This is a genomic window from Variovorax paradoxus, from assembly GCF_022009635.1.
Lineage (GTDB): Bacteria > Pseudomonadota > Gammaproteobacteria > Burkholderiales > Burkholderiaceae_C > Variovorax.
Window position 1 is genome coordinate 344,978 of sequence record NZ_CP091716.1, and the last position, 22,381, is coordinate 367,358.

Annotated in this window: 20 protein-coding genes and 1 riboswitch; of the genes, 17 read left to right on the forward strand and 3 right to left on the reverse strand. The window is 68.8% G+C overall.

The genetic code is table 11. From position 1 onward, the window contains the following. Positions 1 to 45: 45 nt before the first annotated feature. The 12 genes from hutH (at position 46) to L3V85_RS01815 (ending at position 12,662) form a co-directional block, all read left to right on the forward strand. A complete protein-coding gene (gene hutH, locus L3V85_RS01760) occupies positions 46 to 1,605 on the forward strand; it encodes a histidine ammonia-lyase (protein ID WP_237677715.1) in 1,560 nt (519 codons plus the stop codon). 30 nt (positions 1,606 to 1,635) lie between these two features. After that, positions 1,636 to 3,363 (forward strand): urocanate hydratase, encoded by a 1,728-nt coding sequence (gene hutU / locus L3V85_RS01765; protein WP_237677716.1) that lies wholly within the window; start codon positions 1,636 to 1,638, stop codon positions 3,361 to 3,363. Beyond that, a complete protein-coding gene (locus L3V85_RS01770) occupies positions 3,363 to 4,208 on the forward strand; it encodes a phytanoyl-CoA dioxygenase family protein (RefSeq protein ID WP_237677717.1) in 846 nt (281 codons plus the stop codon). Before hutU ends, L3V85_RS01770 begins: the two co-directional genes overlap by 1 nt. Positions 4,209 to 4,330: 122 nt before the next feature. Next, complete coding sequence (locus L3V85_RS01775; RefSeq protein WP_237677718.1) at positions 4,331 to 5,068, forward strand: IclR family transcriptional regulator; 738 nt, start codon at positions 4,331 to 4,333, stop codon at positions 5,066 to 5,068. A gap of 49 nt (positions 5,069 to 5,117) precedes the next feature. Then, complete coding sequence (locus L3V85_RS01780) at positions 5,118 to 5,870, forward strand: transporter substrate-binding domain-containing protein (RefSeq protein ID WP_237677719.1); 753 nt, start codon at positions 5,118 to 5,120, stop codon at positions 5,868 to 5,870. A 7-nt stretch (positions 5,871 to 5,877) separates the two neighbouring features. After that, positions 5,878 to 6,546, forward strand: coding sequence for an amino acid ABC transporter permease (locus L3V85_RS01785; RefSeq protein WP_237677720.1), 669 nt, complete (start codon positions 5,878 to 5,880; stop codon positions 6,544 to 6,546). A 148-nt stretch (positions 6,547 to 6,694) separates the two neighbouring features. Beyond that, positions 6,695 to 7,267, forward strand: coding sequence for a HutD/Ves family protein (locus L3V85_RS01790; protein ID WP_237677721.1), 573 nt, complete (start codon positions 6,695 to 6,697; stop codon positions 7,265 to 7,267). Between the two features lie 27 nt (positions 7,268 to 7,294). Then, positions 7,295 to 8,521, forward strand: a complete 1,227-nt coding sequence (hutI, locus tag L3V85_RS01795) for an imidazolonepropionase (protein ID WP_237677722.1) — start codon at positions 7,295 to 7,297, stop codon at positions 8,519 to 8,521. Further along, positions 8,518 to 9,900 carry a formimidoylglutamate deiminase gene (locus L3V85_RS01800; protein WP_237677723.1) on the forward strand — a complete coding sequence of 461 codons (1,383 nt, stop codon included), beginning with the start codon at positions 8,518 to 8,520 and terminating at the stop codon, positions 9,898 to 9,900. The genes hutI and L3V85_RS01800 overlap by 4 nt, the downstream gene beginning before the upstream one ends. Before the next feature lie 11 nt (positions 9,901 to 9,911). Then, entirely contained in the window at positions 9,912 to 10,736 is an 825-nt protein-coding gene (gene hutG, locus L3V85_RS01805; RefSeq protein ID WP_237677724.1) for an N-formylglutamate deformylase, read from the forward strand. A 40-nt stretch (positions 10,737 to 10,776) separates the two neighbouring features. Continuing rightward, positions 10,777 to 11,829 carry a homocysteine S-methyltransferase family protein gene (locus tag L3V85_RS01810; protein WP_237677725.1) on the forward strand — a complete coding sequence of 351 codons (1,053 nt, stop codon included), beginning with the start codon at positions 10,777 to 10,779 and terminating at the stop codon, positions 11,827 to 11,829. 167 nt (positions 11,830 to 11,996) lie between these two features. Then, positions 11,997 to 12,662 carry an SH3 domain-containing protein gene (locus L3V85_RS01815; protein WP_237677726.1) on the forward strand — a complete coding sequence of 222 codons (666 nt, stop codon included), beginning with the start codon at positions 11,997 to 11,999 and terminating at the stop codon, positions 12,660 to 12,662. A gap of 6 nt (positions 12,663 to 12,668) precedes the next feature. Here L3V85_RS01815 and L3V85_RS01820 read toward each other — a convergent pair whose 3' ends face one another. Continuing rightward, a complete protein-coding gene (locus L3V85_RS01820; RefSeq protein ID WP_237677727.1) occupies positions 12,669 to 13,595 on the reverse strand; it encodes a LysR family transcriptional regulator in 927 nt (308 codons plus the stop codon). Positions 13,596 to 13,720: 125 nt separating this feature from the next. Here L3V85_RS01820 and L3V85_RS01825 point away from each other — a divergent pair, with 125 nt between their 5' ends. After that, positions 13,721 to 14,158, forward strand: coding sequence for a PACE efflux transporter (locus L3V85_RS01825; protein WP_237677728.1), 438 nt, complete (start codon positions 13,721 to 13,723; stop codon positions 14,156 to 14,158). Between the two features lie 12 nt (positions 14,159 to 14,170). Here L3V85_RS01825 and L3V85_RS01830 read toward each other — a convergent pair whose 3' ends face one another. After that, positions 14,171 to 15,103 (reverse strand): lipase secretion chaperone, encoded by a 933-nt coding sequence (locus L3V85_RS01830; protein WP_237677729.1) that lies wholly within the window; start codon positions 15,101 to 15,103, stop codon positions 14,171 to 14,173. A gap of 10 nt (positions 15,104 to 15,113) precedes the next feature. Further along, positions 15,114 to 16,127, reverse strand: a complete 1,014-nt coding sequence (locus L3V85_RS01835; RefSeq protein ID WP_272934663.1) for an esterase/lipase family protein — start codon at positions 16,125 to 16,127, stop codon at positions 15,114 to 15,116. Positions 16,128 to 16,258: 131 nt separating this feature from the next. Next, a riboswitch (S-adenosyl-L-homocysteine riboswitch) is annotated at positions 16,259 to 16,334 on the forward strand. Between the two features lie 79 nt (positions 16,335 to 16,413). On the opposite strand from L3V85_RS01835, the gene metH reads away from it, so the two are divergent. From metH to L3V85_RS01855, 4 genes are read left to right on the forward strand one after another with little or no spacing between them, the layout of a single operon-like run. Beyond that, complete coding sequence (metH, locus tag L3V85_RS01840; RefSeq protein WP_237677730.1) at positions 16,414 to 19,128, forward strand: methionine synthase; 2,715 nt, start codon at positions 16,414 to 16,416, stop codon at positions 19,126 to 19,128. Between the two features lie 51 nt (positions 19,129 to 19,179). Beyond that, positions 19,180 to 21,015: an ArnT family glycosyltransferase gene (locus L3V85_RS01845; protein WP_237677731.1), complete on the forward strand. Its 1,836-nt coding sequence runs from the start codon at positions 19,180 to 19,182 to the stop codon at positions 21,013 to 21,015. Next, the gene (locus tag L3V85_RS01850) at positions 21,012 to 21,980 is read left to right on the forward strand and encodes a glycosyltransferase (protein ID WP_237677732.1); all 969 of its coding nucleotides are present in this window, start codon (positions 21,012 to 21,014) and stop codon (positions 21,978 to 21,980) included. Before L3V85_RS01845 ends, L3V85_RS01850 begins: the two co-directional genes overlap by 4 nt. Continuing rightward, on the forward strand, positions 21,977 to 22,378 hold the full coding sequence (locus tag L3V85_RS01855) for a GtrA family protein (protein WP_237677733.1): 402 nt from the start codon (positions 21,977 to 21,979) through the stop codon (positions 22,376 to 22,378). Before L3V85_RS01850 ends, L3V85_RS01855 begins: the two co-directional genes overlap by 4 nt. Positions 22,379 to 22,381 lie beyond the last annotated feature (3 nt).

The following is a 22,381-nucleotide window of genomic DNA, read 5'->3' on the forward strand; positions in this document are numbered from 1 at the left end:
GAGACCTACGTTTTCTCTCGCAACCACTTGTATAGACAGGTTCACATGCCAAGCAATCACACCGCCAAACCCGAAGCCACTTTGACCCTCACGCCCGGCAAGGTCGATCTTGCGATGCTGCGCCACATCCAGGCCGGCGGCGTGCAACTCGCGCTCGATGCGTCGGTGCGTGACGGCATGGCGCGTGCCGAGGCGGCCGTGCGCCACATCGTGGAAAACGACCAGGTCGTCTACGGCATCAACACCGGCTTCGGCAAGCTCGCGAGCACGCGCATCGGCAACGACCACCTGGCCGAGCTGCAGCGCAACCTGGTGCTGTCGCACAGCGTGGGCACGGGCGAGCCGCTGACCGCGCCGGTCGTGCGCATGATCCTCGCGACCAAGGCGGTGAGCCTGGCGCGCGGCCATTCGGGCGTGCGGCCGGCGCTGGTCGATGCGCTGCTGGCCCTGTTCAACGCCGGCGTCACACCGAGCATTCCGTGCAAGGGCTCGGTCGGCGCATCGGGCGACCTGGCGCCGCTCGCGCACATGGCCTGCGTGCTGATCGGCGAAGGCGAAGCAACGCTGGCCGACGGCAAGAAGGTCAGCGGCGCGGAAGCCATGCGCAGCATCGGCCTCGAACCCTTCGTGCTCGGACCCAAGGAAGGCCTGGCGCTGCTCAACGGCACGCAGGTATCGACCGCGCTGGCGCTGGCGGGCCTGTTCGGCGCGGAAGACGTGTTCGCCTCGGCGCTGATGTCGGGCGCGCTGTCGCTCGAAGCCATTCAAGGCTCGATCAAGCCCTTCGACGCACGCATCCACGCCGCGCGCGGCCAGCCGGGCCAGATCGCCGTGGCGGGCGCGGTGCGCACGCTGCTCGAAGGCAGCGAGATCGTGCCTTCGCACGCCGACTGCGGCCGCGTGCAGGACCCGTATTCGGTGCGCTGCATCCCGCAGGTGATGGGCGCCTGCCTCGACAACCTCGCGCACGCCGCGCGCGTGCTGGTGATCGAGGCCAATGCCGCATCGGACAACCCGCTGGTCTTCACCGACACGGGCGAGGTTATCTCGGGCGGCAACTTCCACGCCGAGCCCGTCGCCTTCGCGGCCGACATCATTGCGCTGGCCGTGAGCGAAGTCGGCGCCATCGCCGAGCGCCGCCTCGCGCTGCTGCTCGACAGCGGCCTGTCGGGCCTGCCGCCGTTCCTGGTGCGCGACGGCGGCCTGAACTCCGGTTTCATGATCGCGCAGGTCACGGCCGCCGCGCTCGCGTCGGAGAACAAATCGCTCGCGCACCCCGCCAGCGTCGACAGCCTGCCCACCTCGGCCAACCAGGAAGACCATGTGTCGATGGCCACCTTCGCGGCGCGCCGCCTGGGCGACATGGTCAACAACACGGCCGTGGTCGTCGGCATCGAAGCCATGGCCGCCGCCCAGGGCATCGAACTCAAGCGCAAGCTGAAAAGCTCGCCGCTGGTCGAAGCCGAATTCGCCGGCATCCGCCAGAAGGTCGCCTTCCTCGAGACCGACCGCTACCTCGCACCGGACATCGAAGCCATGCGCCTGTGGGCGCTGAAGGCCGAGCTGCCGGCCGCTCTGCTCGACATCCTGCCCAGCCACTCGTAAAACACACCCGACAGATAGGAGAACCACGCCGTGAACGATCACTATAAATTCGCCCTGAACAACCCCGACGCTGCCGACCCGCGCCACGACCCGACGCGCGTGATCCGCGCCCCGCGCGGCAGCGAGCTCAACTGCAAGAGCTGGCTCACCGAAGCCCCCTTCCGCATGCTGCAGAACAACCTCGACGCCGAGGTGGCCGAGCGTCCGCAAGACCTGGTGGTGTACGGCGGCATCGGCCGTGCCGCGCGCAACTGGGCCTGCTACGACCAGATCCTCGCGTCGCTGAAGGAACTGAACGACGACGAGACGCTGCTGATTCAATCGGGCAAGCCCGTGGGCGTGTTCAAGACGCACGAGAACGCACCGCGCGTGCTGCTGGCCAACTCGAACCTCGTGCCGAAGTGGGCCAACTGGGAGCACTTCAACGAACTCGACCGCCAGGGCCTCTTCATGTACGGCCAGATGACGGCCGGCAGCTGGATCTACATCGGCAGCCAGGGCATCGTGCAGGGCACCTTCGAGACCTTCGTGGAAGCCGGCCGCCAGCACTACAACAACAGCCTCGCGGGCAAGTGGATCCTCACGGCCGGCCTGGGCGGCATGGGCGGCGCGCAGCCCCTGGCGGCCACGCTGGCCGGCGCGGTGTCGCTGAACATCGAGTGCCAGCAGTCGAGCATCGACTTCCGCCTGCGCACACGCTACGTCGACAAGCAGGCGCGCGACATCGACCATGCCTTCGAGCTCATCAAGCAGCATTGCGACGCGAAGGAAGCCGTGTCGATCGCGCTGCTGGGCAATGCGGCGGACATCCTGCCCGAGCTGGTCAAGCGCGCGAAGGCCGGTGGGCTGAAGCCCGACCTCGTGACCGACCAGACCTCCGCGCACGACCTGATCAACGGCTACCTGCCTTCGGGCTGGAGCGTGCCGCAGTGGCAAGCCGCCATGAAGGACGCCTCGCAGCACGACGCGCTCAAGAAGGCCGCCGCCAAATCGTGCGCCGTGCACGTGCAGGCCATGCTCGACTTCCAGGCCATGGGCATCCCCACGGTCGACTACGGCAACAACATCCGCCAGGTGGCCTTCGACGAGGGCGTGAAGAACGCCTTCGACTTCCCGGGCTTCGTGCCGGCCTACATCCGCCCGCTGTTCTGCGAAGGCAAGGGCCCGTTCCGCTGGGTGGCGCTGTCGGGCGACCCGGAGGACATCTACAAGACCGACGCCAAGATCAAGGAGCTGTTCCCCGAGAACAAGCACACGCACCGCTGGCTCGACATGGCGCGCGAGCGCATCAGCTTCCAGGGCCTGCCGGCGCGCATCTGCTGGCTGGGCCTGGGCGAGCGCCACATCGCGGGCCTGGCCTTCAACGAGATGGTGAAGAACGGCGAGCTGAAGGCGCCCATCGTCATCGGCCGCGACCACCTGGACACCGGTTCGGTGGCCAGCCCCAACCGCGAGACCGAGGCCATGAAGGACGGCACCGATGCCGTCTCCGACTGGCCGCTGCTCAACGCGCTGCTCAACACCGCGGGCGGCGCCACCTGGGTCAGCCTGCACCACGGTGGCGGCGTGGGCATGGGCTATTCGCAGCACTCGGGCGTGGTGATCGTGTGCGACGGCACCGACGCCGCGGCCAAGCGCATCGAGCGCGTGCTGTGGAACGACCCGGCCACCGGCGTCATGCGCCATGCCGACGCGGGCTACGACATCGCCGTCGCCACCGCGAAGAAGCAAGGGCTCAAGCTGCCGATGGTGAAGTGATGGCGCAGGTTCCTGATGCCCGGGAACTTCAGCGTCGCGTGCAGGAACGCGTGGACGATGCGCTCGTCGCGCGGTTCCAGCGCGACGGCGCGGTCTGCATCCGCCAGTTGCTGACGCAAGACGAACTGGCGCTGCTGCGCGATGGCATCGAAGCCAATCTCGCCGCGCCCAGCCCGCGCGCCAAGGTGGCGAGCCGGCCCGACGACCCGGGCCGCTTCTTCGAGGACTTCTGCAACTGGCAGGACATCGACGCCTTCCGCCGCTTCATCTTCGAGGCGCCGCTGGCGCAACTGGCGCAGCGGCTCATGGGCTCGAACAGCGTGCGGCTGTACCACGACCACCTGCTCGTGAAGGAGCCCGGCACGCGCCAGCGCACACCGTGGCATCAGGACCAGCCGTACTACAACATCGAGGGCGAGCAGAACATCAGCATGTGGATTCCGGTCGATCCGGTGTCGCGCGCCGCCACGCTCGAGTTCGTGGCCGGCTCCCACAAGGGGCCGTGGCTGATGCCGCGCACCTTCATGGACAACCACGCCAAGTGGTTCCCCGAAGGCAGCCTCGAAGACCTGCCCGACATCGAAGGCGCGCGCGAGCGCTTTCCCATCGTGGGCTGGAACATCGAACCGGGCGATTTCGTCTGCTTCCACATGCTCACGCTGCATGCGGCGGCCGGCGTGGAGGGGCCGAACCGGCGCCGCGTGTTCTCGGTGCGCTTCCTGGGCGACGACATCCGCCACGCGCCGCGCAGCTGGAAGACCTCGCCCGATTTCCCCGGGCTGGCGGACACGCTGCCGGCCGGCGCGCCCATGGACGACGCGCGCTTTCCGCTGCTGGTGGGTTAAGAAGAAGGTAGAAAGAAAAAACGCGTCTATTCCCATCGAATGGGAATCAAGGCTTGGAAGTGAGAACGGCGAGCAAGATACTGCACGCCGGCTCCACTTCCGACATCCCGCGATTGCCCCCGATGACGACGCTCCCGACCGACGCCCCCGCCCACAACGACCGCGCGCTCTTCGTGCTGTCGGTGCTGGCGCAAAGCAAGGCGGCGATGACGGCGGCAGAACTGGTGCAGGCCACCGGCCTGTCGCAGAGCACGCTGTACCGGCAGATCGCCATGCTGCGGCGCTGGGGCTTCGTGATGGAGTCCGACGGGCGCTATTCGCCGGGCCCGGTGAGCGTGCAGCTCGCCAGCGGCTTCGACGGCAACTCCGACCTCGTCATGGCGGCCCGCGCCGACATGCGCGCGCTGGCCCAGCAGAGCCATGAAAGCGTGGCGCTGGTCACGGCAGTCAACGACCGCGTGGTGTGCCTCGAAATGATCGACAGCGAGCATTCGTTGCGCTGCTCGTTCGACCGGGGCCGCAGCGTGCCGGCCAGCGACGGTGCCAGCGCCAAGTGCCTGCTGGCCCATTTGCCGCTCGACCAGCGCGATGCCCTGCTCGACGGCCTGGACGAAAGCCCCGAGCGCCGCGCGGCGCGCGCCGCCGAACTCGATGCGATCCGCCAGGCCGGTCATGCCGTGACCCACGGCGAGGTCGATGCCGGCGTCTGGGGCGCGAGCGCGCCGGTGCTGGCTTCGGGCCGGCGCCTGCGCGGCGCGATCACGCTCATGGCGCCGCTCACGCGCGTCGAGGGCATGGAAGCTGCATTCGTCCACATGACCGTCGTCACGGCGGCCCGCATCTCGCGCGCCCTGCAGTAGCCCGCTGCTGCATTCCTCCATCTTCTTCACACCCACGAAAGCCCTCACCATGAACACCCGCCGCACCCTCGTCGCCGCCGCACTTTCCGGCTTTGCCTTCTTCGGCCTCGCCGGCATGGCGCAAGCCCAGGGCGAGCCGCTGCGCGTTGCCACCGACGCCACCTTCCCGCCGATGGAGTTCGTGGAAAACGGCAAGCGCACCGGCTTCGACGTGGAACTGGTCGAGGCCATCGGCAAGACGCTGGGCCGCAAGATCGAGTGGATCGACATCGACTTCAAGGGCCTGGTGCCCGGCCTGATTTCGAAGCGCTTCGACATGGCCGTCTCGGGCATCTACATCACCGACGAGCGCAAGAAGGTCGTCGACTTCACCGTGCCGTATTACGCCGGCGGCCTCGTGGTGATGGTGAAGGACGGCAACACGGCCATCAAGACGCCGGCCGACATCAACGGCAAGAAGGTCAGCGTGCAGGTGGGCACCAAGTCGGTGAGCTACACCAAGGAGAAATTCCCGCAGGTGCAGCTGATGGAAGTCGAGAAGAACCAGGAGATGTTCAACCTCGTCGACATCGGCCGCGCCGACGCCGCCGTCACCGGCAAGCCCGCCGCCTACCAGTACGTGCGCACGCGCGGCGGCCTGAAGGTGCTGCCCGAGCAGATCACCACCGAGGAATACGGCATGGCCATCCGCAAGGACACGCCCGAACTGACCAAGGCGGTGAACGGCGCCATCGAGAAGCTCAAGGCCGACGGCACCTACGACCAGATCGTGAAGAAGTGGTTCAGCGCCAACGCCAAGTAAGCAGGTCATGGATCTCGATTTCTCGCCCGTCTGGCAGGGCTGGCCCGACCTGCTGCGCGGCGCGCTGGTCACGGTGGAGATCACCGCCTGCGCGCTGGCCCTGGGCTGCGTGCTGGGCCTCCTGGTCGGCATCGGCCGGCTGAACCCGAAGCGGCGCTGGATCTACGGCGCGTGCACCGCCTACGTGGCGGCCATTCGCGGCACGCCGCTGCTGGTGCAGCTGTTCATTCTGTTCTTCGGCCTGCCGCACTTCGGCATCTTGCTGCCGGCCTTCCTGTGCGGCGTGCTCGGGCTCGGCGTGTATTCGGGCGCGTACGTGTCGGAGATCGTGCGTGGCGCGATCCAGTCGATCGACAAGGGCCAGACGATGGCGGCGCAATCGCTGGGCATGACGCCCGGCGTCGCCATGCGCCAGATCGTGCTGCCGCAGGCGGTGGTGCGCATGATTCCGCCGCTAGGCAACGAGTTCATCGCGCTGATCAAGAACTCGGCGCTGGTGTCTCTCCTGACCATCCACGACGTGATGCACGAAGGACAGAAGATCATCAGCGTGTCTTACCGGTCGCTGGAGGTGTACCTCGCGATTGCGGTGGTGTACTTCGTGCTCACGGGCACGATGACGCTGATCCTGAGGCACTTCGAGCAGAAGCTGCGGCAAGGCGGGTTGATGCGATGAGCGCGGGTTCCGTATTTGCATTTCTCCCTCCCCCGCTGGGGGAGGGCAGGGGTGGGGGCACGACGGCCTCGACCCAGTCGCAACGCTCGTCGGGCGCGGCCCCCATCTCGGCCTTCCCCCGGAAGGGGAAGGAGCAAGAGGTGCGGTCATGAGTGGCCCGCAGCGCTTCTCGCGCACCTCGCTCCCCGCCATGCCCTGGAAAAACGGCGGCGGCACCACGCAGGAAATCGTCAGCTGGCCGCAGGGCGCGGGGCTCGACAGCTTCGGCTGGCGCGTGAGCATCGCGACCATCGCGGCGGCCGGGCCGTTCTCGGTGTTCGCGGGCGTGGACCGCAGCATCACGCTGCTGGAAGGCGACGGCGTGCGGCTCTTCACGCACGACGGGCGCATCGATCACCGGCTCGACGTACCGCACCAGCCCTTTGCCTTCAGCGGCGACGAGGCCATCGACTGCACGCTGTTCGGTGGTGCGTCGAACGACTTCAACGTGATGACGCGCCGCGGTCAGTGGCGTGCCGACGTGCGCGTGCTGGCCAGTGCCGCGGCCATCGAGGCCGCGCCGCACGGCGTGCTGCTGGCGCTGCGAGGCGCGTGGCGATTGAACGATGAGGCCTGCCGCGAAGGCGAAGGCCTGCGGTGGGCCGACGCGGCACAGGCTTGGCAGGCGATGCCCGAGGGCGCCGACGCACGGCTGCTCGCGGTTCGCATCCTGCCGGCCTGACCTGCCAAAGCAACGAGAAGAAAGACGATGAAATCCGCCAACGAATTTCCTTCCGCCGACGGTCTTTGGACCGGTCTTTGCCTCGCCACCGATGCCGCGGTGGAGGGCGCCATCGTCGTGGCGCAGGGCGCGATCCGCTGGGTCGGCGCGCGCAGTGCGCTGCCCGCCGAGTTCGCGGGCCTTGCGCCGCACGACGGCGGCGGCGCGCTCGTCACGCCGGGCCTCGTCGATTGCCACACGCACCTCGTCTACGGTGGCCAGCGCGCCAACGAATTCGCGATGCGGCTTGCGGGCGCGAGCTACGAAGACGTGGCCAAGGCCGGCGGCGGCATCGTCTCGTCGGTGCGCGCCACGCGCGAGGCCGATGAAGACACGCTGTTCGCGCAGGCCTCGGCCCGGCTGGAGCAACTGCTGGCTGACGGCGTATGCGCCATCGAGATCAAGTCGGGCTACGGCCTGTCGCTGGAACACGAGCGCAAGCAGCTGCGCGTGGCGCGCCGCCTCGGCGCAGCCTACGGCGTGACCGTGCGCACCACTTTCCTCGGCGCGCACGCGTTGCCGCCCGAATACGCGGGCCGCAGCAGTGACTACATCGACCTGGTCTGCAACGAGATGCTGCCCGCGCTCGCGGCCGAAGGGCTGGTCGATGCGGTCGACGTGTTCTGCGAGCGCATCGCTTTTTCGCTCGCCGAAACCGAGCAGGTCTTCCAGGCCGCGAAGGCGCTGGGCCTGCCGGTGAAGCTGCATGCCGAGCAGCTCTCGGACATGGGCGGCGCTGCACTCGCCGCACGCTACGGCGCGCTGTCGTGCGACCACATCGAGCACCTGTCGGCCGAGGGCATCGAGGCAATGCGCCGCTCGGGCACCGTGGCCGTGCTGCTGCCCGGCGCCTACTACACGCTGCGCGACACCCACCTGCCGCCCATCGCCGCGCTGCGCGCCGCGAGCGTGCCGATGGCGGTGTCGACCGACCACAACCCCGGCACCTCGCCGGCGCTGAGCCTGCTGCTGATGGTCAACATGGCCTGCACCCTGTTCCGCCTGACGGTGCCCGAGGCGCTGGACGGCGTCACCGTGCATGCCGCGCGCGCGCTCGGCCTGCAGGACACGCACGGCGCCATCGCGCCCGGCATGCCCGCCAACTTCGTGCTGTGGAACGTGCGCGAAGCGGCCGAACTCGCCTACTGGTTCGGACAGCAGCCCGTGCGCACCGTGGTGCGGCAGGGGCGCATCGCCATCGGAGCCAACGCATGACACACACACTTTTCGCGGCCGACGCGCTGCTGCCCGAAGGCTGGGCCAAGAACGTCCTGCTGACATGGGACGACGTGGGACGGCTGACGCAGGTTCAGTCCGGCACGCAGCGCCCCGTCGACACGCAGGCCGCCACCGGCCCCGTGGTCCCCGGCATGCCCAACCTGCATTCGCACGCCTTCCAGCGCGCCTTCGCGGGCCTCACCGAGCACCGCGCCGAGCAGCAGGACAGCTTCTGGAGCTGGCGCACGCTGATGTACCGCTTTGCCGCGCGCCTCGGCCCGCAGCACATGGAAGCCATCGCGACCTGGCTCTACACCGAGATGCTCGAAGCCGGCTACACCGGCGTGTGCGAGTTCCAGTACGTGCATCACGACGTGGACGGCCGCCCGTATGCCGACGACGCCACGCTGAGCCTGGCGCTGCTGCGCGCTGCGAAGAAGGTCGGCATCGGCTTCACGCTGCTGCCCGTGCTCTACCAGACCGGCGGTTTCGGCGACCAGCCGCCCACCGACGGCCAACGCCGCTTCATCCGCTCGACCGAATCGATGCTGCGCCTGCTCGAAGCGCTCAAGCCCGCGTGCGACGCGCAGGGCGCGCGCCTGGGCCTGGCGCCGCACTCGCTGCGCGCCGTGCCGCCCGAGAGCCTGCGCGACGCGATCGCGGGGCTCGAGGCCATCGACCGCACCGCACCCATCCACATCCACATCGCCGAGCAGACGAAGGAAGTGGACGACTGCGTGGCCTGGAGCGGCCTTCGCCCCGTCGAATGGCTGCTCGACCATGCCCCGGTCGACGCGCGCTGGTGCCTGGTGCATGCCACGCACATGAACGACGCCGAGTACGAGTACGCGGCGCAGAGCGGCGCGGTCGCGGGCCTGTGCCCGACCACCGAGGCCAACCTGGGCGACGGCATCTTCGACTTCGCCAAATGGCGCGGCTACGGCGGCGCATGGGGCGTTGGCTCGGACAGCCACGCCAGCGTCAACGCCGCCGAGGAGCTGCTGATGCTCGAATACAGCCAGCGGCTGGGCAAGCGGCAGCGCAACGTCGGCGCCAGCGCGGCGCAGCCGCATGTCGCGACCGCGCTCACGCTCGAGGCGGTGCAGGGCGGCGCGCGGGCTTCCGGCCGCGCGGTCGGCGGCCTGGCCGTGGGGCAGCAGGCCGACTTCGTGGTGCTCGACGCATCGCACCTCGCGCTGCAGGGGCTGTCCGCGCCCGATATGCTCTCGGCCCACGTCTTCGCGAGCCACCGCACCTCGGCCATCGACGCCGTCTGGGTGGCGGGCGAGGTTCGCGTCGCGGCCGGCCGCCATGCGCTGCACACCGACGCCGCGGCCGCCTTCGTGGCCGCGCGCACCCAACTTCTCAAGGATTGATCGACCCCACCATGGCCTTCACCACCACCGAACCGCCATTCCGCTTTCTCCAGGGCACGCGCCCGCTGCTGATCTCGATGCCGCACGTCGGCACGCACGTGCCGCCCGCGCTGGCCGCCCGCTTCACCGACGAAGCGCGCCACGTGCCGGACACCGACTGGCACCTCGAGCGGCTCTACGACTTCGCCGACGAGCTGGGCGCCTCGGTGCTCGTGGCCACGCACTCGCGTTACGTGGTCGACCTGAACCGTCCGCCGGACGGCGCCAGCCTGTACCCGGGCCAGAGCGTCACCGGCCTGTGCCCGGTCGACACTTTCGACGACACGCCGATCTACGCCAACCCCGCCGACCTGCCGGGCGAAGCCGAGATCGCCGAGCGCCGCGACGCCATCTGGCAGCCCTATCACGCCAAGCTGGCCGAAGAGCTCGCGCGCATCCGCGCGCAGCACGGCGTGGCCGCGCTGTGGGACGCGCACTCGATCCGCTCGGTGCTGCCGCGTTTCTTCGAAGGCAAGCTGCCCGACCTGAATCTGGGCACCGGCAAGGGCATCAGCTGCGATCCGGCGCTGGCCCAGACGCTGCTGGGCATCGCCGAAAGCGCCACCGGCTACACGGGCGTGCTCAACGGCCGCTTCACCGGCGGCTACATCACGCGCAACTACGGCAACCCGGCGCAGAACGTGCACGCGGTGCAGCTGGAGATGACGCAGTCCAGCTACATGCAGGAAAAGCTGCCCTTCGACTACCTGCCCGAGGTGGCGGCAGGCGTGCAGCCGCATGTGCGGCGGATGATCGAGGCGGTGCTGGCGTTCGTGGAGAGCCGCCGAAAGGGCTGACGCCCGCCAGGGGCGGGCCCGCTTTCTACAATCGGAGACTATGAAGCCCGTCATCTATACCCACGGCCAGGCCCTGCCTGGCATCCTCGCCAAACGCATCGCCATCCTCGACGGCGCCATGGGCACGATGATCCAGCGCTTCAAGCTCACCGAGGAGCAGTACCGCGGCGAGCGATTCAAGGATTTCGAGCGCGACGTCAAGGGCAACAACGAGCTGCTGTCGCTCACGCGGCCCGACGTGATCCGCGACATCCACGAGGGCTACCTCGCGGCCGGCGCCGACCTCATCGAGACCAACACCTTCGGCGCGACCACCATCGCGCAGGAGGACTACAAGATGGCGCACCTGGCACGCGAGATGAACCTCGAATCCGCCAAGCTCGCGCGCGCGGCCTGCGACAAGTTCAGCACCCCGGACAAGCCACGCTTCGTGGCCGGCGCCCTCGGCCCGACGCCCAAGACGGCGAGCATCAGCCCCGACGTGAACGACCCGGGCGCGCGCAACGTCAACTTCGAGGAACTGCGCGCTGCCTACTACGAGCAGACCGAAGCGCTGGTCGAAGGCGGCGCCGACGTGATCCTGGTCGAGACCATCTTCGACACGCTCAACGCCAAGGCCGCGCTGTTCGCGGTGGACGAATACTTCGACAACAGCGGCAACCGGCTGCCGCTGATCATCAGCGGCACGGTGACCGACGCTTCGGGCCGCATCCTGAGCGGCCAGACCGTCACCGCCTTCTGGCACAGCGTGCGCCATGCGCAGCCGCTGGCCATCGGCCTGAACTGCGCGTTGGGCGCGGCGCTGATGCGCCCGTACATCCAGGAGCTGGCGCGCGTGGCCGGCGACACCTACATCAGCTGCTACCCGAACGCGGGCCTGCCCAACCCGATGAGCGACACCGGCTTCGACGAGACGCCGGACGTCACCTCGCGCCTGCTGCACGAGTTCGCGGCCGAGGGGCTGGTGAACATCGTGGGCGGCTGCTGCGGCACCACGCCGGACCACATCGCCGCCATCGGCCAGGCGGTGGCGCCGATGCAGGGCCGCGCGCTGGGCGTCAACAGCGCCGGCTTCTACCGCGAAGCTGCATAAAGAGGCTCGCCCCCAGGCTTCGCGCACTTCGTGTCGCTGCGCCTTCCCCCTACCGGGCGCAACACCTGAGGCCCGGCGGAGCCGGTTCCTCGGTGTTCCTTGAATCAGGCGTGCGCTGATTGACGGGCTTGGGGCCCCGGCATAGGCTGGGCGCAAGGAGCCTTGCCATGAACTCATTCGCACAACGCTGGGCCGGCATCGCCGCGGTCGCCTTGGTACTGCCGCTTTCGGCGGCGGCGCAGCAGGCCTTCACGCGCGGCGCCGTGAACCTGCGAGCCGGCCCGTCGGGCGACTACCCGCTGGTGGCGCGCCTGGCGCCCGGGCAGCCGCTCGAGGTGGTCGGCTGCACCAGCGGCTACGGCTGGTGCGACGTGGTGCTGCCCGACGGCGGGCGTGGCTGGGTCTGGGCACGCAACCTCGACTACGCCTACCAGGACCAGCGCGTGCCTCTGGCCACGTATGGCGCGGTGATCGGTGTGCCGATCATCGGCTTCGCGATCGGCAGTTACTGGGGCAACTACTACCGTAACCGCTCCTGGTACGGCGACCGGCGCTGGTGGGGCGGCGTGCCGCCGCCGCCGGTGGCCGGCTGGCAACCGCCGCCGCCGATCCGGCCGGGATGGCAGCCGCGCCCCTGGCCGGGTCCGGGTTTCAGGCCGCCGGGGCCGGGCGTGCGTCCGCCGCCTCCGCCCGGCATCCGGCCGCCGATCGACCCCGGCTTCAGGCCGCCGCGGCCGCATCCGGGCTTCCGGCCCGGTCCGCCACCGGGCATGCCGCATCCCGGCGGCGGCGGTGGTGGCGGGCATCACGGCGGCGGCGGCCACCGGCCCTGACAGTCGTCAGTTGCCGCCGGTCTTGGGCCCGCATTCGCCGGGGGGCCGGCGATCCCGCCCGATCAGCGACACGAAGCGCTGCGCTCCCAGGCCGAGCGGGCGCTCGCGTGACCACACCACGTCGACCCACAGGTCGAGCCCGTTGCTGAGGTTCTCGAACGGAATTTCGACCAACGCCCCCGCCGCCACGTGAGGCCGCGCGAAGTTGCGCTGCAGCCAGCCCCAGCCCAGCCCGGCGGTGATCAGGCTCAGCGCGGCCAGCGCGTTGTCGGTGCGCCAGATGTGGCGCGCGAACACGAAGCGCGGGTCGCTGGTGGCGAGGTCGCGCCCCGCGACGACGATCTGCCGGGTGTTGGTCAGGTGGTCCTCTCGCAGCTTGCCGCCGGGGGCGGCGAGCAGCACCGGATGGTTGGGCGCCATCACCGCCACCATGAGGTCGCTGCCGACTTCCTGGAAGCCTTCGCGGCCGTCGAGGCTGGGGCGTTCGAACACCAGCGCCAGTTGCGCGCGGCCGCTGTGCAGAAGCTCCAGCGCGTCGGCCTGCGGGGCAGCCAGCACTTCGACCTGCAGCAGCGGGTATTCCTGTGCCAGCGTGGCCAGCGGCCCGCTCCACGGCGCGGCCAGAAGCTCGGGCGCGATGGCCAGCGTGAGCCGGTCTTCCAGGCCCTGTGTCAGCGCGAGGGCCTGCACCTGCAACTGCTTGAGCTGGGTCGCCAGCATGCGCGCCTGCGGCTCGAGCGAACGCGCCGCGGCGGTCGGCTGGGGCTCGCGGCCCTTGCGGTCGAACAGCGGCAGGTCGAGTTCGGCCTCGAGGTTGGCGATGGCCATGCTCACGGCCGAGGGCACCCGGTGCAGCGCCCGCGCCGCCGCCGAAAAGGAGCCGTGGTCGATCACGGCCAGGAAGACGTCGACGTTGTCGCTGGTGAAGGCCATGGCTTGCGTTCCCGTAGGTCGATCTATCAATAAAACTGAAACAAGTTAACTTTTTATATCAGCAAAAGACACATAAAGTCCATCCATCGCTTCATTCATTCATCCAGAACCCAAGAGGAAAAATCATGCAGGGGCTTCGCCGTCGTGTTGTCTACATCTCCCTTTACGAAGGGATCGCCATCGTTGCCGCCAGCGCCGGCCTGGCATTGATGACTGACGCCGGGCTGGGCCACTCCGGCGTGCTGGCGGTGGCTGCGTCGGTCATCGCGGTGCTCTGGAACCTGGCTTTCAACGCCCTGTTCGAGCGCTGGGAATCGCGCCAGGCGGTTCGCGGGCGCAGCGTGCGCCGCCGCATCGCCCACGCCATCGGCTTCGAAGGCGGGCTGATCGCCTTCCTGGTGCCGATGTTCGCCTGGGGCCTGGGCGTGTCGCTCTGGCAGGCGCTGGTGATGGACCTGGGCCTGGTGGTGTTCTTCCTGGTCTACACCTTCGTCTTCAACTGGGCTTTCGACCGCGTGTTCGGCCTGCCGGCCTCGGCCATGGGCGAGGCGCAGCCGGCCTGACGGGCCGACGGCTTACTGGCCACCCGGCGGCGCGGGTTTGCGCGCCGCGGCCGAGCGCATCGCCAGCGCGCCGCTCAGGCGCAGGCGCTCGGTTTCATTGAAGAGCGTTTCGCGCAACTGGGCTTGCTCCGCTTCGGACGCGCCCGCGTAGCGGTCGAGGCGCGCGTTCCAGTCCTGGTTTTCCTGGTCGAGCGCCGCGAGGTTGCGGGCCACCTCGTAGCCGTAGGCCTCGCTGCGCGCGGCAAAGCGCTCCTGCGGGCTCGCGCCCCGCGCTTCGAGCGCGGCGGTCTGCTGCATCACGTCGGCATGCGCGACGGCTTCCTTGCGCACCTCGCGCTGTTCGGGCGACAGCCATGCCTGCTCGCTTCGCACCAGGGCGGCGGTGCGCTGCTCGGGCGTCAGGGCGGTGTTGGCGAGCGCCTCCAGCTTGTCGGCCATGAAGTTGTCCTGCCGGATCTGGTCGCCGAACAGGCCTTCGATTTCCTCGGGTGCGAAGTAGCGCCGGCGCATCTCTTCGCGGGCCTGCAGGGCGCGGCGCAGTTGCGCGGGGTCGCCGGGCGCGGGCGGCTGCATCGAGGTCAGGGCCTCCTGCATGTCGACATAGCGCTCGAGCAGGCCGAGCGCGCGCACGCGCCAGTCCTCGCGCAGGTACTTGGCCAGCAGGGCGGGGGCCTTGGCCATGAACGCGGCCTTGTTGTCGGCGTGCGCTTCGGACAGCACCTGGTCGAAGATGGAAATGAGCGAGCTGTTCAGCAGGGCGTCGGGCGCGGCGGCGGTGGGTGTGGCGGTTGCCGCGGCCCGCGCCGGCGGCCGCGGCTCGGGGCTTGCCGTGGCGGTGGTCGCCACGGCAAGGGGCTCGTCGTCGGGGAGGCTCGCGAGCCAGCCGCCGCCGGCCGCCAGCAGCACCGCGCCGCCCGCCGCCCATGACACCCAACGGCTTCCCACGGCCGGCGCCTCAGAGGCCCGCGCTCTTCAGCCGCGCGGCCTGGTCCTTGAAGATCTCCGGTACCTTCTTCTCGTAGTACGGGAACTGGCTGCCGTAGGTGTTGCCCAGCACCTGGTTGACCTCGTCGAGGTGGTTCTGGCGGTAGTCGCCCAGATGGGTGCCCAGCCGCGTGGTGCAGGTCGCGAGCAGGCCGTCGTTGTCTTCGCCGAAGAAGGCGAGGGTGCCCAGCGCCGACAGCGGCGCATCGCTCGGGTCGAACAGGCTGAAGCCGGTCGACACGCCCGACCACGAGTAGTAGCGCACGCCGTTCACCATGGCCGCGCCGCTTTTCACGTCGCACGACGAACCGCGCGCGGGCCGCCCCTGCGGGAACTTGGCGTCGAAGGCCGCGCCGCCCGCGGTGGTCAGCGAGGCCAGCGCGTTCAGTGGCACTTCGGGCAGCTGGCTCGGGTCCTTGCCGGAGAGGAAGCCGATCACGCTGGTCAACAGGCCCACGGCCTTGACGACCACGCCTTGCGCGATGCCGCCCTCGGGCAGTTTGGCGAGCAGGTCCGCCACCTTGGAGCCGCCGTTCGCGCCGCCCACCGAGGTGACCGAGGCCACCATGTCGGGCGCCACCGCCGCCACGTAGCGCACCGTGGGCGCGCCCTGCGAGTGGCCGATCAGGTTGAACTTGAGCGTGGGGTTCTTTTCCAGCGCGCGGATGGTCTTGAGCTCCTGCAGCAGTTGCTCGCCGCGGATCTCCGAGGTGTTGGTGCCCGAGACCTGCGCCACGTAGACCCGCGCGCCCGCGCCGGCCAGCTTGTCGGGAATGCCGTAGAAGTAGTCGACGCCCAGCAGGTTGTCGAAGCCCAGGAGGCCGTGCACCAGCACGATGGGGTACTTGGTCTTTGCCTCTGCGGAGGTCGCCCGGGCCGTCACCAGCGTCGAGCTGCCGCTGGCGGCCGCTCGGGCCAAGGGGGTCATCGCCAGCGTCGCCGCGGCAAGCCCGCAGCACAGAACCACATTCCACTTCATGGCCATTCGGCACTCCCTCACGTTGGTTGAAAAAAACGAACGTTCGTTCGGAAACGGTGGCCGCATTCTGTGGATGCGGGCGGGAATGGAAACTGGGGTTTTCCCCGTGGCGGGTTGAATCGCCCTAAAATGCACGCCTTCCCAAGGAGCGTTGCAGCGGTGGACCGAAGAGGCCCGCCGTCAGGCTTGGGGCGACAACGACGCTCGCCTGTTCGACTCTTCCGCAGGTGAGGCCATGTCCCAGATTTCCGCTCCAGCTACCCCCGATTCCGCCCCCCTGGCACCCCCGCCCATGAAGCTGTCCGGCCTCGAGCCGGTCGCCATCGGCGAAGGCACGCTGTTCGTCAACATCGGCGAGCGCACCAACGTCACCGGCTCCAAGGCCTTCGCGCGGATGATCCTGAACGGCCAGTTCGAAGAAGCCCTGGCCGTCGCGCGCCAGCAGGTCGAGAACGGCGCCCAGGTCATCGACATCAACATGGACGAGGCCATGCTCGACAGCAAGGTCGCCATGGTCCGCTTCCTGAACCTCATTGCCAGCGAGCCCGACATCGCGCGCGTGCCGGTGATGGTCGACAGCTCCAAGTGGGACGTGATCGAAGCCGGCCTGCGCTGCATCCAGGGCAAGGGCATCGTCAACTCCATTTCCATGAAGGAAGGCGTCGACAAGTTCAAGCACGAGGCCAAGCTGGTCAAGCGCTACGGCGCCGCCGCCGTGGTCATGGCCTTCGACGAGAAGGGCCAGGCCGACACCTACGCGCGCAAGATCGAGATCTGCGAGCGCGCCTACCGCATCCTGGTCGACGAGGTGGGCTTCCCGCCGGAAGACATCATCTTCGACCCGAACATCTTCGCCATTGCCACCGGCATCGAGGAGCACGACAACTACGCGGTCGACTTCATCGAGGCCGTGCGCTGGATCAAGCAGAACCTGCCGGGCGCCAAGGTGTCGGGCGGCGTCAGCAACGTGAGCTTCAGCTTCCGCGGCAACGACCCGATGCGCGAGGCCATCCACACCGTGTTCCTGTACCACGCGATCCAGGCGGGCATGGACATGGGCATCGTCAACGCCGGCATGGTCGGCGTGTACGACGACCTGGAGCCGGCCCTGCGCGAGCGCGTGGAAGACGTGGTGCTCAACCGTCGCCCCGACGCCGGCGAGCGCCTGGTCGAAGTGGCCGAGACCGCCAAGAGCGGCGCCAAGGACGAAAGCAAGCGGCTCGAATGGCGCGGCACGCCCGAGCAGCCGGTGCACGTCAACCAGCGGCTGTCGCATGCCATGGTGCACGGCATCACCGACTTCATCGTGGAAGACACCGAAGAGGCCTACCAGCAGATCCTGGCCACGGGCGGGCGCCCGCTGCACGTGATCGAAGGCCCGCTCATGGACGGCATGAACATCGTGGGCGACCTGTTCGGCGCCGGCAAGATGTTCCTGCCGCAGGTGGTCAAGTCGGCCCGCGTCATGAAGTCCGCCGTGGCCCACCTGCTGCCCTACATCGAGGAAGAAAAGCTGCGCGACGAGGCCGCCGGCCGCGACGTGCGCACCAAGGGCAAGATCATCATCGCCACCGTCAAGGGCGACGTGCACGACATCGGCAAGAACATCGTGACCGTCGTGCTCCAGTGCAACAACTTCGAGGTGGTGAACATGGGCGTGATGGTCCCGTGCCACGAGATCCTGGCGCGCGCCAAGGTCGAGGGCGCGGACATCGTGGGCCTGTCGGGCCTCATCACGCCGAGCCTGGAAGAGATGCAGTACGTGGCCGGCGAGATGCAGCGCGACGACCATTTCCGCATCAAGAAGATTCCGCTGATGATCGGCGGCGCCACCACCAGCCGCGTGCACACCGCCGTGAAGATCGCGCCGCACTACGAAGGCCCGGTGGTCTACGTGCCCGACGCCTCGCGCAGCGTGAGCGTGGCGCAGTCGCTGCTGAGCGACCAGGCCACCGCGTACATCGACGAGATCAACGCCGACTACGAGAAGGTGCGCACCCAGCACGCCAACAAGAAGCAGGTGCCGTTGTGGCCGCTGGCCAAGGTGCGCGCCAACAAGACGCCGATCGACTGGTCGAACTACACGCCGCCTTGCCCCAAGTTCATCGGCCGGCGCGTGTTCAGGAACTTCGACCTGACCGAGCTCGCCAAGTACATCGACTGGGGCCCGTTCTTCCAGACCTGGGACCTGGCCGGCCCGTTCCCGGCCATCCTGAAGGACGAGATCGTCGGCACCGAGGCCGTGCGCGTATACGCCGACGGCCAGCGCATGCTCAAGCGCCTGATCGAAGGGCGCTGGCTCAGCGCGAGCGGCATCGTCGGCTTCTGGCCCGCCAACACGGTGAACGACGACGACATCGAGCTCTACACCGACGAGACGCGCAGCGAAGTCGCGCTCACCTGGTACGGCATGCGCCAGCAGACCGAGAAGCAGGTGATCGACGGCGTGATGCGCCCGAGCCGCTGCCTGGCCGACTTCGTCGCGCCCAAGGCGAGCGGGCTGAAGGACTACGTCGGCATGTTCGCGGTCACCGCCGGCCTGGGCGTCGAGAAGAAAGAGAAGTACTTCATCGACGACCTCGACGACTACTCCGCCATCATGCTCAAGGCCCTGGCCGACCGGCTGGCCGAGGCTTTCGCCGAGTCGCTGCACCACCGCGCGCGCACCGACCTCTGGGGCTACGCGAGCGATGAAAACCTGAGCAACGATGACATGATCGGCGAGAAATACCGCGGCATCCGCCCGGCGCCCGGCTACCCCGCCTGCCCCGACCACAGCGTGAAGCGCCCCATGTTCGACCTTCTGGGCTGCGCGGACATTGGAATGACCCTGACGGAAAGCCTCGCTATGATGCCCGCCGCCAGCGTGAGTGGTTTTTACTTAAGTCATCCCGATTCCACCTACTTCAACGTCGGCAAGATCGGGCATGACCAGTTGCAGGATCAGGCTGCTCGGCGCAAGGAGAGCGAGGACTACCTGGAGCGCCTGCTGGCACCCAATCTTTGAACCCGCCGGCCGGTCCGCAGCCGACCGGCACCGGGAGTTGCTATTCAGAAATTGATATTCGCTGCCGCGCACTACGCGGCACTGGCGGTCTTCATCACCGGCAGTTGGGGTTTCGGCCGCGCATTGCTGGGCCGCCTGGCCCCGCCGCCCCGGCGGGACGCATGGCTCGAGGCCGCGATGGCCGTGGCGCTGGGCATGGGCCTCTTCATCTGCGCTTTCCAGGCCCTGGCCGTCTTCGGCGCCTTCCGGCCCGGGGCCACGCTGGCGCTGGTGGTGGCGGGCGTGGCGGCCGCCGCGCTGCAACTGCCCGGCTGGCTGCGCGAGCGGCGCGGCCTGCGCATGAACGAATCCGCCGCGCCGTGGACACATTACGAGCGCATCGCCGCCATCGCGCTGGCGCTGGTCGCGCTGCCCGCGCTGGTGGCGCCGCTTGCGCCGCCCTTCGCCTTCGACGAGCTGATGTACCACCTGCCCTATGCGCGGCAGGTCGCGCAGCAGGGCACGCTGGGCATCCACGACTGGCTGCGCTACCCCTGGTTCCCGTACAACTACAACCTGCTGTACGCTGGCGCGCTGCAGCTGGGCGACGACGTGCTGCCGCACTTCCTCAATGCCCTGGCAGGGGCGCTGTCGGTGGTGATGCTCTACCGCCTCGGCATGCAGCATGCCAACCGGCTCACCGCCTGCATCGGCGCGGCCATATGGCTGGGGCTCGGCGACTATTCCAACGCGCTCATCGACATGGGCGTCGCGCTGTTCGTGCTGTCGGCCTGCGTGGCGCTATGGTGGTGGCGCGAGTCGGAGCCCGGCAAGCCGGTGCACGGCGGCATGCGCTGGCTGGGGCTCGCGGCCTTCTTCCTCGGCGTGGCGGCCGGCTGCAAGTACCAGGCGCTGGTCTTCATGCCGCTGGTGGCGCTGTTCGTCGTGCGCCACGAGCGCAGCCCCAAGGCCTGGGGACTGGCTCTGGTGTGCTTTCTGTTGCCGTGCATCTACTGGTACGCGCGCAACTTCGTCATGACCGGCGACCCCTTCAATCCGATCGGCGCGCGGATCTTCGGCTTCACCGAATGGACGCCGGCCGACTACGTGCAGCAGGTGGCCGACGTGCGGGTGCACGCCGAGATGCCCAATGCGCTGATCTGGTCGTTCTTCCTCGCGCCCTTCAGCGTGCTGTGGAAGCGCTCCGCCGCCGTGCGGGCCGCGGGCTGGTTCTGCTTCTACTCGGTGGCCGTGTGGGTCGTGACCTCGCGCTACCCGCGCTACCTGATGGCGTCGTTCCCGCTGCTGGCGGTGACCTCGGCCATCGGCTGGCAGGTGTTGTTCGGCTGGATTTCGTCGGGTCTGCGCCGCGTGTTCGGCGCCAAGGCTCCGGGCGAAGCCACTGCGGCCACTGGTGCCACTGGCGCCATGAGCCGCGACACCGCGCGTGCCGGCGCCCGCGTGGGCGATTGGGCGGCCGTGCTGCTGCTGGCCGTGCTGGCAGCGGTGTCGGTGCGCCAGACGGCGGTCAAGGTGTCGATGATCTCGATCACGCCCGAGGCCCGCGAAGCCTTCCTGCGCAAGCACGTGCCGGGCTACGCCGCCATGGACTACCTGCGCCGCAACGCCACCGGCCGGGTCTACCAGATCGCGCTGAACGAGGCGATCTACTACGGCCCCAATCCGGTCTGGGGCGACACGCTCGGCCCGTGGCGCTACACCGACTTCGGCAAGCTGTCGGGTGGTGACCTCGCGCGCAAGCTCACGGGCCTGGGCTTCGTCGCGGTGGTGCTGCCGGATGCCGTGGTGCCCGTGTTCAGCGCCCGGGTCGACTTCGACAAGTACTTCGCCGTGCAGTTCGAACAGGACGGCAGCCGCGTCTACCGTATCCTCCCCGTCGCACCATGACCGACGCCGACCTCCACACCCGCCGCCCCTTGCGCATTGCCGTCGTCATCCCTTGCTACAACGAGGCGCTGGCCGTCGCGCAGGTGGTCGAGGGCTTCCGCGCGGCGCTGCCTGAAGCCGAAGTCCACGTCTTCGACAACAACTCCAGCGACGACACCACCGCCGTTGCGCGCGCCGCCGGCGCCGTCGTCACGCATGTGGCGGCGCGCGGCAAGGGCAATGTGGTGCGGCGCATGTTCGCCGACGTCGAGGCCGACGTTTACGTCATGGCCGACGGCGACGCCACCTACGACGCCACCGCCGCGCGCCGGCTGATCGACCGGCTGGTCGAGGGCAACCTCGACATGGTGGTCGGCAACCGTGTCGACGACGGCCAGAACGCGCTCACCTACCGCGCGGGCCACCGCTTCGGCAACCGGCTGCTGACCGGCGCCGTGGTGCAGCTTTTCGGCGGCGGCCTGACCGACATGCTCTCGGGCTATCGCGTGTTCTCGCGGCGCTACGCCAAGTCGTTTCCGGCGCTGTCGCGCGGCTTCGAAATCGAGACCGAACTCACCGTGCACGCGCTCGAGTTGCGCATGCCCTATGCCGAGGAAAGCACCGCCTACAGCACGCGGCCCGAAGGCTCCGAGAGCAAGCTCTCGACCTACCGCGACGGCTGGCGCATCCTCAAGACCATCTGCAAGCTGTTCGTGAGCGAACGGCCGCTGCAGTTCTTCTCGATAATCGGGGGCATCCTGGTGGCGCTGTCGGTGGTGCTGGCCGCGCCGCTCTTCATGACCTACATGCAGACCGGCCTGGTGCCGCGCCTGCCGACGGCAGTGCTGGTGACGGGCGCCATGCTGGCCGCGATGCTGTCCTTCGTCTGCGGCATCGTGATGCACACCGTCACGCTCGGGCGGCAGGAGGCCAAGCGGCTTTGCTACCTCTCGGTACCGGGCGTGCGGGAGTCCGTTCGCAAATGAAGATCGGCCGGGAGTTCCTGTCGTTCGCCGTGGTCGGCGTGATCGGCCTGGTGGTCGACGTGGTGGTGCTGTACCTGCTGGCGCCGCTGCTTGGCTGGTATGGCGCGCGCGTGGTGTCGTTCCTGGCGGCGGCCACCACCACCTGGGCCTTCAACCGACGCTACACCTTCGCGGCCAGTGCGGCCGCCAGCCGCTCCATCTGGCGCGAATACTTCGGCTACCTCGCCACCATGATGGCCGGCGCGGTGCTGAACTACGGCGCCTACGTGTTGACCCTGCACTGGGTCGAAGGCCGCTGGGCCGCCGCGCTCGGCGTGGCCGTGGGCAGCCTGGCGGGCATGAGCGCGAATTTCCTGTCGGCGCGCTACCTGGTCTTTCGCTCGCACCGCGGCGGCTGAAGC

What these genes read in the sequence shown, in the direction of transcription:
- hutH (WP_237677715.1), top strand. Translation starts at nt 46, where the DNA reads ATGCCAAGCAATCACACCGCCAAACCCGAAGCCACTTTGACCCTCACG.
- L3V85_RS01770 (WP_237677717.1), top strand. Translation starts at nt 3,363, where the DNA reads ATGGCGCAGGTTCCTGATGCCCGGGAACTTCAGCGTCGCGTGCAGGAA.
- L3V85_RS01775 (WP_237677718.1), top strand. Translation starts at nt 4,331, where the DNA reads ATGACGACGCTCCCGACCGACGCCCCCGCCCACAACGACCGCGCGCTC.
- L3V85_RS01780 (WP_237677719.1), top strand. Translation starts at nt 5,118, where the DNA reads ATGAACACCCGCCGCACCCTCGTCGCCGCCGCACTTTCCGGCTTTGCC.
- L3V85_RS01785 (WP_237677720.1), top strand. Translation starts at nt 5,878, where the DNA reads ATGGATCTCGATTTCTCGCCCGTCTGGCAGGGCTGGCCCGACCTGCTG.
- L3V85_RS01790 (WP_237677721.1), top strand. Translation starts at nt 6,695, where the DNA reads ATGAGTGGCCCGCAGCGCTTCTCGCGCACCTCGCTCCCCGCCATGCCC.
- hutI (WP_237677722.1), top strand. Translation starts at nt 7,295, where the DNA reads ATGAAATCCGCCAACGAATTTCCTTCCGCCGACGGTCTTTGGACCGGT.
- L3V85_RS01800 (WP_237677723.1), top strand. Translation starts at nt 8,518, where the DNA reads ATGACACACACACTTTTCGCGGCCGACGCGCTGCTGCCCGAAGGCTGG.
- hutG (WP_237677724.1), top strand. Translation starts at nt 9,912, where the DNA reads ATGGCCTTCACCACCACCGAACCGCCATTCCGCTTTCTCCAGGGCACG.
- L3V85_RS01810 (WP_237677725.1), top strand. Translation starts at nt 10,777, where the DNA reads ATGAAGCCCGTCATCTATACCCACGGCCAGGCCCTGCCTGGCATCCTC.
- L3V85_RS01815 (WP_237677726.1), top strand. Translation starts at nt 11,997, where the DNA reads ATGAACTCATTCGCACAACGCTGGGCCGGCATCGCCGCGGTCGCCTTG.
- L3V85_RS01820 (WP_237677727.1), bottom strand. Translation starts at nt 13,595, where the DNA reads ATGGCCTTCACCAGCGACAACGTCGACGTCTTCCTGGCCGTGATCGAC.
- L3V85_RS01825 (WP_237677728.1), top strand. Translation starts at nt 13,721, where the DNA reads ATGCAGGGGCTTCGCCGTCGTGTTGTCTACATCTCCCTTTACGAAGGG.
- L3V85_RS01835 (WP_272934663.1), bottom strand. Translation starts at nt 16,127, where the DNA reads ATGGCCATGAAGTGGAATGTGGTTCTGTGCTGCGGGCTTGCCGCGGCG.
- metH (WP_237677730.1), top strand. Translation starts at nt 16,414, where the DNA reads ATGAAGCTGTCCGGCCTCGAGCCGGTCGCCATCGGCGAAGGCACGCTG.
- L3V85_RS01850 (WP_237677732.1), top strand. Translation starts at nt 21,012, where the DNA reads ATGACCGACGCCGACCTCCACACCCGCCGCCCCTTGCGCATTGCCGTC.
- L3V85_RS01855 (WP_237677733.1), top strand. Translation starts at nt 21,977, where the DNA reads ATGAAGATCGGCCGGGAGTTCCTGTCGTTCGCCGTGGTCGGCGTGATC.